This is a genomic window from Collimonas sp. GW821-FHT02H07, assembly GCF_059421505.1.
Window position 1 is genome coordinate 146,707 of the sequence record NZ_JBWKVC010000001.1, and the last position, 10,977, is coordinate 157,683.

A 10,977-nucleotide genomic window follows, 5' to 3' on the forward strand; every position below is an offset into this window, starting at 1 on the left:
GCAATGACATTTTATAACTACCTGCTAAGCGCCTGGCCCGAAATCCTGCAGCTCACCATCCAGCATCTGATGCTGGTCGGCATAGCGGTGGGCATGGCGATTTTGATCGGCGTGCCGCTGGGCATTGTGATGATCCGCCATCGCTGGCTGGCCAGTCCGCTGATGGGCCTGGCGACCGTGATCCTGACCTTGCCGTCGATTGCGCTGTTCGGCCTGATGATTCCGCTGTTCTCGCGTTTTGGCCAAGGCCTGGGCCCGCTGCCGGCGATCACCGCGGTGTTCCTGTATTCGCTGCTGCCGATCATGCGCAATACCTACTTGGCGCTGGACGGCATTGAACACGGCATCAAGGAGGCTGGCATCGGCATCGGCATGACCTTCTGGCAGCGCCTGCGCCTGGTCGATCTGCCTTTGTCGGTGCCGGTCATCCTGGGCGGCGTGCGTACCGCGGTCGTCATGAATATCGGCGTGATGGCGGTGGCGGCGATTATCGGCGCCGGTGGCCTGGGCGTGCTGATCCTGCATGCCATCAGCCAAAGCAATATGCAAAAACTCGTTATCGGCGCGGTACTGATCAGCTTGCTGGCGATTGTCGCCGACCTGCTGCTGCAATGGCTGCAGCGCCTGCTTACACCGAAAGGAATGCAAAAATCATGATTCAACTCGACCAGCTCAGTAAAGTATTCACACAAAAGGACGGCGCCAAGGTGAAGGCGGTGGATCAGGTTGACCTGACGGTTGCCGAGGGCGAGATCTGCGTCTTTCTCGGGCCTTCCGGCTGCGGCAAGACCACCACCCTGAAGATGATCAACCGTTTGATTGCGCCGACCTCCGGCCGCGTCTTGTTGAATGGCGAAGATACAACCGATATCGATGAAGTCAGCTTGCGGCGCCAGATCGGCTATGTGATCCAGCAGGTCGGCCTGTTCCCCAACATGACGATCGAAGAAAACATTACCGTGGTGCCGCGCCTGCTGGGCTGGGACAAGAAGCGCTGCCATGAACGCGCTACCGAGCTGATGGCGATGGTCGCGCTCGATCCGAAGCGTTTCCTGAGCCGCTATCCGCGTGAGATGTCGGGCGGCCAGCAGCAGCGCATCGGCGTGATCCGCGCACTGGCGGCCGATCCGCCGGTGCTGCTGATGGATGAGCCGTTCGGCGCGGTCGATCCGATCAACCGCGAATCGATACAGAACGAATTCTTCCAGATGCAGCGGGCGCTCAACAAGACCGTCATCATGGTCAGCCACGATATCGACGAAGCCATCAAGCTGGGCGACAAGATCGCGATCTTCCGCGCCGGCAAGCTGGTGCAGGTGGATCATCCGGATACCCTGCTGGCGCGGCCCAAGGATGAGTTCGTTGCTTCTTTCGTCGGCCAGGACGCCACCTTGAAGCGTCTGCTGCTGGTGCGCGCCGGCGATGCCGCCGCCAACTCGGCCACCGTGCTGGAAGACGCCAGCCTGGCGGCGGCCTATGGCGTCATGGATGACAACGACTACCGCTACGTCACCGTGACGAATGCCGCCAATCACGCGCTGGGCTATGTGGCGCGGCGCGATGCGCGCGGCGGGCAGGGCGCCTGCAGCGACAAGATGAAGCCGTTTACGGTCAGCGCGGCGCCGGATGAAAACCTGCGCGTGGTGCTGTCCAAGATGTACAAGCACAGCACCAGCTGGATGCCGGTGATCGGCCAGGACAACAGCTACCTCGGTGAAGTTACCCAGGATTCCATCGCCGACTATCTCAGCTCCGGCCGCACGCGCAGCAGGGTGGGCATGTAAGACTCAAGCGTTGCGGGCAACAAGACCCGTCCACGCCAAGGCGCGAACGCCGCTGAGCATTTACAATAGACGGTTTTAGCAGCTAACGCCGTCAAATAGCGCCGTCAAATACATATGCTTGAGTACTCAAGGTGGTTCAGCGGGGCTGGCGCATGACGGCTGGCGTGATTGCTCTGGTGCTGTGCGCAGCCTTGCTGCATGCTTCCTGGAACGCCATGCTGAAAAGCAGCGGCGACCGTTTATGGGCCATCACCCTGATGACCATAGGCTCCGCGGTAGCCGCTTTGCCTATCGTGCTGTGGGCGCCGCTGCCGGCGGCCGCCAGCTGGCCCTATATCCTGATGTCGGTGGCGCTGCATGCCGGCTACAACCTGTTCCTGGTGCGTGCTTACCGGGCCGGCGATTTCGGCCAGTCCTATCCGATCGCGCGCGGCTCCTCGCCCTTGCTGGTGTCGCTGGGAGCGGCATTCTTTGCAGGCGAGCAGCTGGGGACCCTGACCCTGATCGGTGTCGCCCTGATCTCGGCCGGCATCGTCAGCCTGGCGCAGATCAAATTCAAGCGAAACGGCAATGCTATTGGCGGCTACCGCCAATGGGATGCGCCCTTGTCGGCATTTACGACAGGCGTGTTCATTGCCGGCTATACCATCGTCGACGGCCTCGGTTCGCGCCTGGCCGGCAGCGCGGCATCCTACGCCGGCTGGATGTTCCTGCTGGATGGCTTGCCCTTGCTGGTGATTTACCTGTCGCTGCATGGCCGGCTGCCGCTGGCGCTGAATACGCGCGCCAGCTGGAATGCGCTGGGCGGCGGCATGATGTCGCTGCTGGCCTATGGCATCGTGATCTGGGCGATTACGCTGGCGCCGATGGGGCCGGTGTCGGCCTTGCGCGAGACCTCGGTGCTGTTTGCGGCATTGATTGCCCGCATGTTCCTGGGGGAGGCCCTGACCGTGCGCCGGCTGTTGTCGTGCTCGGTGATTGCAGCGGGGGCGGTGATGCTGGGATGGGCGGCCTGAAGCGCTATTGATAGCCTGTCCCAATGAAAAAGGCCACTGGAATTCCAGCGGCCTTTTTATTTTTTGCGTTTCTTACGCGGCGATCATGCGATCGCCCGACTTGCCTGGCTGATTAACGATCGCCAAACGAGCGACGTGCGCCGCTGTCGTTGGAACGGTTGCCCTTGTAGCCACCGCCGCCGCCTTCTTTACGCGGTGCTGCGCCTGGCTTGCTGAAAGTACGGCCGCCCGGCTTTGCGCCGCCACGGTTGTCGCCTGGTTTCCAGCCGCCTGGTTTGTGGTTCGAGCGCGGAGCCGAAGCCGAACGCTTTGGTTCGAAGCCCTCAACCACATCGACCGGGATCAGTTGCTTGGTGAAACGTTCGATACGCTTGACGTTGACGCCTTCAGCGTGGTTCACCAGCGATACCGCAACACCGTTACGGCCGGCACGGCCGGTGCGGCCGATACGGTGGACGTAGTCTTCCGGGAATTTCGGCAGATCGTAGTTGAATACGTGGGTGATTGCCGGGACGTCGATACCGCGAGCGGCAACGTCGGTAGCAACCAGCACACGGACTTGACCGCGGCGCAGGCTGTCCAGGGTGCGGTTACGCGCGCCTTGGTGCATGTCGCCATGCAGGGCAGCGGCAGCGAAACCGGCGATGTTCAGACGGTCGGCGATGGTGTCGGCATCACGCTTGGTGGCAGTGAAAACGACTGCCTGGTCCATGGTGACGTCGCGCAGCAGGTGGTCCAGCAGGCGATTCTTGTGCGACAGGTCGTCGACGAAGTGAACCTTCTGTTGAATGTTTTCGTGCTTGGTGGCGGAACCGGCGATCTGGATGATCATCGGATTCTTGGTGATGCGCTTTGCCATGTTGCCGACCACGCCGTCCAGCGTCGCCGAGAACAGCATGGTTTGACGCGACTCAGGCGTTGCGTCGACGATCTTTTCGATGTCGTCGATGAAACCCATGTCCAGCATGCGGTCAGCTTCGTCCAGCACCAGGATCTGCAGTTGCGAGAAATCGATCTTGCCCGATTCCATGTGGTCGATCAGACGGCCAGGCGTGGCAACCAGGATTTCCGGGTTCTTGGCCAGCAATTGCATCTGCTTTGGATAAGGCATGCCGCCCAGGATCGAAATCGCCTTGACGCGCTTCATGTGCGAACCGTACTTGTCGGTCGCGGTGGTGACTTGCAAAGCCAGTTCGCGGGTCGGCGTCAATACCAGCATCTTCGGTTGTGCCGGCTTGAAACGCGGACGCTCGCCGCGGGAACGGGAAGCTTGCATTTCTTGATTTGGGGTCTTGCCGGCAGCAGCAGGAGCGGCTTGTTGCTCGGAAGCGAATTTGTGCAGCGCAGGCAGCATGAATGCTGCAGTCTTGCCGGAACCGGTTTGCGAGGAAACCAGCAGGTCACGGCCTTCGATAGCGGCAGGGATGGCTTGTTCTTGAACGCCAGTCGGTTTGGTGTAGCCAGCTTCGGTCAGTGCTTTGATAACGGACGTGTGGAGGCCAAGTGATTCAAAAGTCATTTTTCTTCTTTCGTAAAGTGCAGCGTCATAAGCTACAAATAATCGCGCAAACAATCGACCAGGCGATGAATGCAGCGAACGCAAAAAAGCAACGCCAACCAACGAAATGACTAAGAGACAAATACAAAGAAATTTCGGCACAAAAGCTTTGCGCCGGGACGGTGTCAGGATCGACACACAAGGCGGGAGGGCTTTTACAATGCAATGTCCTACAGAGATCAGGACACGCCTAGGCTTGCGCAGCTACATATTATTTTTACAGCAGGTTTTTACAGAGCACCGGAAACTGGATATGATCGTGAAGCAGTGCACTGTCTGCGCTCGTTATTGCAACGCAGCACAGAATAATACAATACTTTCAGACTTGGTGCAGCATATTCATGCAATTGCCGGGAATATGTCGTTGATTTGTCGCTATATCGTTGTTTGCCGGTAGCGCGTATTGGTCTTTTGCGGATTCGGATACAATCAAATATTTACTAATCAACAATAGGAGTGCTTGCATGGAAAATAACGATAGCGAACAAAAGGCAGCATTGGGAATCGTCTGGGCCATCGTTGGCGTGGTCGTGGTGGCGATGCTGTTCCTGGCAGGCTACTTTGGCCTTACCTCAGGCAAGGGCGGCGGCAAGCCGGCGACAACGGTGTCGGCGCCCCAGAGTGCGGAAGCTCCGGCTGTCGCTAACGTTGCTGCGAGTGCGGAACAGGCCGCTGCCGGCATTCCCGGCGCTGTCAAAATCTTCTTCGAAACCGGCAAGTCCGAAGTGCCGGCCAGCGCTGGCACCGACGTCGCCCCCATCGTCATGTACCTGAAGGCCAACAGCGCCGCGACCGTCGCCGTCTCCGGCTACCATGACGCCAGCGGCAACGCCGATGTCAACGCCGAAGTGTCGAAAGAGCGCGCCAAGGCAGTGCGCGCCGTGCTGGTCGCCGCCGGCGTCGAAGAAAGCCGCGTCGTGCTGGACAAGCCGCAAGTCTCGCTGGGCGGCAACGATGCCGATGCCCGTCGGGTCGAAGTCACTGTGCATCAGTAAAACGCACAGCACGGTTCCCCAAAAAAAATCCCGGCATGCACTGCCGGGATTTTTTTCGGCCCCGCATTCCTGCGCAGCCCTGCGGGGTCCAGGATTACTCGGCGATGCCGCCCACCACGTGCGAGAAGCCGCCATCGACATAGGTGATTTCGCCAGTGATGCCGCTAGACAGGTCGGACAGCAGGAAGGCTGCCGCATTGCCGACATCTTCCACGGTCACGTTACGGCGCAGCGGCGCGTGCTCGGCGACGAAGCCCAGGATCTTGCCGAAGCCCTTGATGCCGCTGGCGGCCAGGGTCTTGATCGGTCCCGCCGAAATGCCGTTGACGCGGATGCCTTTCGGGCCCAGGGAGCCGGCCATGTAACGCACGCTGGCTTCCAGCGAAGCCTTGGCCAGGCCCATGGTGTTGTAGTTGGGGACAACCCGTTCCGAACCGAGGTAGGTCAGGGTCAGCAGCGCCGAATTCGGACGCAGCAGCGGGATCGCCGCCTTGGCCATGGCTGGGAAACTGTAGGAGGAAATGTCATGCGCGATCTTGAAGCCTTCGCGCGACAAGCCGTCCAGGAAATCGCCGGCAATCGCATCGGCGGGGGCGAAGCCGATGGCGTGCACCAGGCCGTCCAGGTGGTCCCAGGATTTGCCGAGGTCGGCAAACAGCGCATTGATCTGCTCGTCGCTGCCGACGTCGCAGTCGAAAATCAATTCGCTGCCGAATTCTTTCGCAAAATTGGTGATGCGTTCCTTGAAGCGCTCGCCGACATAGGTGAACGCCAGTTCGGCGCCTTCGCGTTTGCAGGCTTGTGCGATGCCATAAGCGATCGAGCGGTTGGACAGCAAACCAGTGATCAGAATTTTTTTGCCTTGCAGGAATGCCATATTGACTCCAGATGTGCGCGCCGTTTGTAGTGCGGGCGGGGGTGTGCTTGAGGTTGTTAGCGAACAGGGCAAGATTGTAGGGGTTCGGCGGGCGAAGGGCAACTATGTCGCTGCCTGGCCTGATATTGCTTTTTCGACAATTCCCAGGTTTTTAAAAAAGACCCGCGACGCTGGCAGGCCAGCGACAGGGGTCTTTTGGCGGCAGCGCTGAAGATAAATATCAGCTGCGCGAGCCGCGGGATGAGGCCAGAACCACCGGCTTGCCGTTCTTTTTCACGGCCACCTTGGTTTTGCTGCTGCCGCGGCTGGCGGCGGCAGTGTGATAGCGCACGTTATGGCCGGCTTTCTTGCCGCCGGAGCTGGACGCCACCATGCGGTTAGGCACTTGCAGCTGCAGGCTCTGGCCACGGCTGACGCTGTCGTGATGCAGGCCGTTCCAGGCCTTCACCTGACTGACGCTGACGCGATAGCGCGCGGCGATCGAGGCCAGCGTATCGCGCTTGCCGACCTTGACGTAGATGCGGCGGCTTTCCGGCGCATCCGGCGTCACTGCCATGGTGGCGTTGTCGGCGACTTCAGCTGTGATGTCGCTGTTGGCTTCTTCGGTTTTCGGCACCAGGATGGTGGAGCCGGCTTTCAGCAGCATTCTTGGCGGGATGTGGTTGACTTCGCGGATCACGGCTGGCGTGGTGTCGAATTTGGCGGCGATGGTTTCAATCCGCTCGCGCGCGCTGCCTACCGTATGCGAGGTCCAGGAAGACAGCGTGTGGGTCCACTTGGTCAGGTTGTTCTTGAATTTCTCGGCATTGCTTTCCGGCAGCAGGATCTTGGTGTCGGAACTGCCGATGATGACCGGGCGGTTGAACTGCGGGTTGAGGGCCTTGAATTCTTCCAGCGACAGTTCGGCCAGTTGCGCGGCGACCTTGACGTCGATGTCGCGGGTCTTGCCGATGGTGACGAAGTAGGGCTGGTTGTCGACCTTGGGCAAGGCAATGTTATACATGTCCGGCGCCGCAATGATGTTCTTGACGGCTTGCAGTTTGGGGACGTAATTGCGGGTTTCGGCCGGCATCAGCGGCGCCAGGCTGTTGAAATCGGTCGGCAGGCCGGCGGCCTGGTTCTTGTTGATGGCGCGCTGCACCGAGCCTTCGCCCCAGTTATAGGCAGCCAGCGCCAGCTGCCAGTCGCCGAACATGCCATACAGTTTTTGCAGGTAGGTCAGGGCGGCGTCGGTCGAGGCCAGGACATCGCGGCGCTCATCCTTGAACATGTTTTGCTTGAGGTTGTAGTCGCGTCCGGTGGCGGGCACGAACTGCCACATGCCGGCCGCCTTGGCGCTGGAATAGGCCTCCGGATTGAACGAAGACTCGATAAACGGCAGCAGCGCCAGTTCGGTCGGCATGCCGCGTTTTTCCAGTTCTTGCACTACGTGAAACAGATAGCGGGAGGCACGCACTGTGGTGCGTTCAAAATATTCGGGCCGGGCGCTGTAGAAATCGGTCTGGTTGACCACCTGCTGGTTATCCAGGTCCGGGATGCCAAAGCCCTTGCGTATGCGCGCCCAGATGTCGACTTGCTCCATGCCAAGCATGCCGGCGCTGGGGTCGTTCGGGTCGATCAGGCTGAAAGTGGGGGTGTAGATGGAAATGTCGTTGGCTTGAGCCAAGAGCGGAGTGCCGAAAAAAGCGAGCGCGGCAAAGGCGAATGTCTTGAGTTTTAGCTGGTACATGGGTTCAATTTATGTGACCGGGATGTCATCGACCGGTAATAATGGATTAGACGCAGTGTACGTAAGGCGGTTTTCTCCCGTCAAGCGGAAATTGCAATGTTACATGCGATAAGTGATTGATTTATTAGGTATTACTTTCCGGAAATCGATATGCGGAGACTATCTAACGATCCCGAGCGATCGATCACTATCAATCTTTAAGGCAGGCATCGCGCTCTGCCGGATTATTTGAAATCGTTTTTCCATTCCCGCAGCGCGGCGAAAGCCGCCACCGGCCCGTCTTTTCCGGCGAGGCGGCCGCTGTCTTGCAGGCTGGCGACGATGGTTGGCTGCCGATAGCGCAGGAACGGGTTGGTGGCGTTTTCCAGTGCAATGGTCGACGGTACGGTCGCTTGCTGACGGGCGCGCTTGGCTTGTTCGTTTGTCATGCGTTCAACCAGCCGGGCATTGTCCGGCTCGACCGCCAGGGCAAAGCGCAGGTTCGAGATGGTATATTCATGCGCGCAATAGACCAGGGTGTCGCCCGGCAAGCCGCTCAGTTTTGCCAGTGAGGCGACCATCTGCCCCGGGCTGCCTTCAAACAGCCGCCCGCAGCCGCCGGCGAACAGGGTGTCGCCGCAAAACAGCCAGGGCTGGCCCTGCGCCACATAGGCGATATGGCCGCTGGTGTGGCCAGGAACATCGAGCACCGACAAGCTCAGCCCCAGCTCCGGAAGGATGGCGGTATCGCCTTCGCGCAGCGGCCTGGTGACGCCAGCGATGGCTTCGCCGGCAGGGCCGAACACCGGCACCTTATAATGCTGCAGCAAAGTTTGTACGCCGCCGACATGGTCAGCATGGTGATGAGTCAGTAAAATAGCGGCAAGCGTCAGGCCATGCGCGGCCAGTGATGCCAGGATCGGCTGGGCATCGCCGGGATCGACCACGGCGGCCAGGCGGCCATCGTGAATCAGCCAAAGATAATTGTCGTTAAAAGCCGGCACCGCCAATACACTTAGCGACTTATTTAAAGATTCATCCAGTGATTTATCGAACAAGGCAGGCATGGCAAATCCGTCAGCAGAAAAGTCCATTATAGCGCTCGGCCCCTGGCTGCAGACGCCCACCGGCAGTTACATGCTGGAATGGGAGCAGGCGCGCCTGGATGCGATGACGGCGGACATCTTCGGCTTCAATGCGATGCAAATCGGCGTGCCGCAGATCAAGGCCTTGCAGGCCAATCGCATGCGCCATAAATGGCTGACCGACAGCCGCTTGCCTGAAGTGGGCGAAGCGCAGTCCGGTGTGGTGGTGACCCACGATTTCGCCGAACTGCCGTTCGCCTCGCAAAGCCTGGACCTGGTGGTGCTGCCGCATGTGCTGGAATTTGCCGCCGAGCCGCACCAGATACTGCGCGAGGTGGAGCGTGTGCTGATTCCGGAAGGGCAGGTCATCATCTGCGGTTTCAATCCGGCCAGCCTGTGGGGCATTCGGCAAACCATGGGACGCATGTCGGGCGCGCATTTCCTCCCGCAGAACGCCGAATTCATCAGCCTGCTGCGGCTGAAGGACTGGCTGAAGCTGCTGAACATGGAGGTCAACCGCGGCCACTTCGGCTGCTATGCGCCGCCGTACACCAGCAGCAAATGGCTGCACCGTTCCGCTTTCATGGAGAAAGCCGGCAACCGCTGGTGGCCGTATTTCGGCGCGGTATATATTGTGCAGGCGATCAAGCGGGTCAAGGGCATGCACCTGATCGGTCCGGCGTTCAGCAAGCAGGCGATCAAGGCCGGACGCGGCGTGCCGGCCACCAACAAGATCCACAAGGCGGATCAGAGCGGCGCGGAGTAAGCGCGCAATCAGCGCTCATAAGCACGCAACCACGGTTTCCAGAGAATGGCCTGCGCTGCAGGCTATCCCGATAACAAAGTAAACAGAGTAATGAAAGACAGCATGGATAAAGTAGAAATTTTTGCCGACGGCGCCTGCAAGGGCAATCCTGGCACCGGCGGCTGGGGTGCGCTGCTGGTAGCGGACGGCAAGGAAAAAGAATTGTTCGGCGGCGAACGCAACACCACCAACAACCGCATGGAGCTGAAAGCCGTGATCGAGGCGCTGACCGCCTTGACCCGACCTTGCGAAGTCATCGTGTTTACCGACAGCCAGTACGTGCAAAAAGGCATCAGCGAATGGATACACGGCTGGAAAGCGCGCGGCTGGAAAACCGCGGCGCGCGAACCCGTGAAAAACGTCGACCTGTGGCAGGCGCTGGACGCCGCCCAGGCCCGGCACAAGATCGAATGGCGCTGGGTCAAGGGGCACGCCGGCCACGTCGGCAACGAGCGCGCCGACCAGCTCGCCAATCGCGGCGTCACCACGGTTGTATAAGCGCACGTTGAGGGTGTCGGCAGCATTGCCGGCGCCGCCGTCGCGCCACGCAGTTTTTTGTTTTTATGTTTGTATTGAAGAGTGACCATGCGACAAATTAAGTCTTTCTATATAGTTAGAAGGATTGTCAACGGTGGGTGCTTTCCCCTATGTACAGCACCTCGAGAGGCTTGCAAAATTGCATGTGCTTAACGGTATTGTGTAAACAATGGACATTTTGCAGGCATAACTGTTTACACTTCTGCTGCGCCGCTGGGCAGGGGGAGCATAAAAGTACAGCACCCCAACCCAGGAGGGGCGCACTGAACGCGAGTAAAGCGGCTTAAATTCTCGATCAACCTTGGTCCAGTCCGAGGGGGGCAGTCCACTCCGCAAAGACTTTTAACCACACCTGTTTGTCCGACCAGCGCGCAAAGCGAACATGGACGCTATTTCACAAACCAAATTCCGCAGGCAAATCGCGCCATGGGCAGCCGGTGCGAGCGATCCACAATACAGCTTCAACAAACAATCGATTGTCAACACCTTTTCGACCGCTATCGCCTGGTGTGCCTTGCAGCAGTGGCGCAATCCGTTCCCACTGACCGTCTCGCAAAATAGGTCACATCCTTCGTTCCGCCCAAATTTCCGAATGTAAACACAAACCATAAA

10 protein-coding genes and 1 pseudogene are annotated in these 10,977 nt (G+C 59.4%); 6 read left to right on the forward strand and 5 right to left on the reverse strand.

Going from position 1 to position 10,977, the window contains the following annotated elements; all coding sequences use genetic code 11:
* Positions 1 to 3: 3 nt before the first annotated feature.
* From AC07V8_RS00655 to AC07V8_RS00665, 3 genes are all read left to right on the forward strand, one after another.
* Positions 4 to 657, forward strand: a complete 654-nt coding sequence (locus AC07V8_RS00655) for an ABC transporter permease (RefSeq protein WP_494677115.1) — start codon at positions 4 to 6, stop codon at positions 655 to 657.
* On the forward strand, positions 654 to 1,784 hold the full coding sequence (locus AC07V8_RS00660) for an ABC transporter ATP-binding protein (protein ID WP_098493128.1): 1,131 nt from the start codon (positions 654 to 656) through the stop codon (positions 1,782 to 1,784). Before AC07V8_RS00655 ends, AC07V8_RS00660 begins: the two co-directional genes overlap by 4 nt.
* Positions 1,785 to 1,936: 152 nt before the next feature.
* Positions 1,937 to 2,800: an EamA family transporter gene (locus AC07V8_RS00665; protein ID WP_494677114.1), complete on the forward strand. Its 864-nt coding sequence runs from the start codon at positions 1,937 to 1,939 to the stop codon at positions 2,798 to 2,800.
* 112 nt (positions 2,801 to 2,912) lie between these two features.
* Here AC07V8_RS00665 and AC07V8_RS00670 read toward each other — a convergent pair whose 3' ends face one another.
* On the reverse strand, positions 2,913 to 4,319 hold the full coding sequence (locus tag AC07V8_RS00670) for a DEAD/DEAH box helicase (protein WP_494677113.1): 1,407 nt from the start codon (positions 4,317 to 4,319) through the stop codon (positions 2,913 to 2,915).
* Between the two features lie 503 nt (positions 4,320 to 4,822).
* Between AC07V8_RS00670 and AC07V8_RS00675 the strand changes: the two genes are divergently transcribed.
* The gene (locus AC07V8_RS00675; RefSeq protein ID WP_494677112.1) at positions 4,823 to 5,353 is read left to right on the forward strand and encodes an OmpA family protein; all 531 of its coding nucleotides are present in this window, start codon (positions 4,823 to 4,825) and stop codon (positions 5,351 to 5,353) included.
* A 94-nt stretch (positions 5,354 to 5,447) separates the two neighbouring features.
* On the opposite strand, the gene fabI is transcribed toward AC07V8_RS00675, so the two are convergent.
* From fabI to gloB, 3 genes are all read right to left on the reverse strand, one after another.
* The gene (gene fabI / locus AC07V8_RS00680) at positions 5,448 to 6,230 is read right to left on the reverse strand and encodes an enoyl-ACP reductase FabI (RefSeq protein WP_494677111.1); all 783 of its coding nucleotides are present in this window, start codon (positions 6,228 to 6,230) and stop codon (positions 5,448 to 5,450) included.
* Between the two features lie 220 nt (positions 6,231 to 6,450).
* Complete coding sequence (locus AC07V8_RS00685) at positions 6,451 to 7,959, reverse strand: transglycosylase SLT domain-containing protein (RefSeq protein ID WP_494677110.1); 1,509 nt, start codon at positions 7,957 to 7,959, stop codon at positions 6,451 to 6,453.
* 224 nt (positions 7,960 to 8,183) lie between these two features.
* Positions 8,184 to 9,005 carry a hydroxyacylglutathione hydrolase gene (gloB, locus tag AC07V8_RS00690; protein ID WP_494677109.1) on the reverse strand — a complete coding sequence of 274 codons (822 nt, stop codon included), beginning with the start codon at positions 9,003 to 9,005 and terminating at the stop codon, positions 8,184 to 8,186.
* Here gloB and AC07V8_RS00695 point away from each other — a divergent pair.
* Positions 9,004 to 9,789, forward strand: a complete 786-nt coding sequence (locus AC07V8_RS00695) for a class I SAM-dependent methyltransferase (protein WP_494677108.1) — start codon at positions 9,004 to 9,006, stop codon at positions 9,787 to 9,789. The genes gloB and AC07V8_RS00695 overlap by 2 nt on opposite strands.
* A gap of 102 nt (positions 9,790 to 9,891) precedes the next feature.
* Positions 9,892 to 10,326: a ribonuclease HI gene (gene rnhA / locus AC07V8_RS00700; RefSeq protein ID WP_062117257.1), complete on the forward strand. Its 435-nt coding sequence runs from the start codon at positions 9,892 to 9,894 to the stop codon at positions 10,324 to 10,326.
* A gap of 370 nt (positions 10,327 to 10,696) precedes the next feature.
* Here the strand turns inward: rnhA and AC07V8_RS00705 are convergent.
* Positions 10,697 to 10,924, reverse strand: a pseudogene (locus AC07V8_RS00705) (transposase); the annotation flags it as partial.
* Positions 10,925 to 10,977 lie beyond the last annotated feature (53 nt).

Coding starts and splice junctions, on each gene's coding strand:
- AC07V8_RS00655 (WP_494677115.1), top strand. CDS start 4: ATGACATTTTATAACTACCTGCTAAGCGCCTGGCCCGAAATCCTGCAG.
- AC07V8_RS00660 (WP_098493128.1), top strand. CDS start 654: ATGATTCAACTCGACCAGCTCAGTAAAGTATTCACACAAAAGGACGGC.
- AC07V8_RS00665 (WP_494677114.1), top strand. CDS start 1,937: ATGACGGCTGGCGTGATTGCTCTGGTGCTGTGCGCAGCCTTGCTGCAT.
- AC07V8_RS00670 (WP_494677113.1), bottom strand. CDS start 4,319: ATGACTTTTGAATCACTTGGCCTCCACACGTCCGTTATCAAAGCACTG.
- AC07V8_RS00675 (WP_494677112.1), top strand. CDS start 4,823: ATGGAAAATAACGATAGCGAACAAAAGGCAGCATTGGGAATCGTCTGG.
- fabI (WP_494677111.1), bottom strand. CDS start 6,230: ATGGCATTCCTGCAAGGCAAAAAAATTCTGATCACTGGTTTGCTGTCC.
- AC07V8_RS00685 (WP_494677110.1), bottom strand. CDS start 7,959: ATGTACCAGCTAAAACTCAAGACATTCGCCTTTGCCGCGCTCGCTTTT.
- AC07V8_RS00695 (WP_494677108.1), top strand. CDS start 9,004: ATGGCAAATCCGTCAGCAGAAAAGTCCATTATAGCGCTCGGCCCCTGG.
- gloB (WP_494677109.1), bottom strand. CDS start 9,005: ATGCCTGCCTTGTTCGATAAATCACTGGATGAATCTTTAAATAAGTCG.
- rnhA (WP_062117257.1), top strand. CDS start 9,892: ATGGATAAAGTAGAAATTTTTGCCGACGGCGCCTGCAAGGGCAATCCT.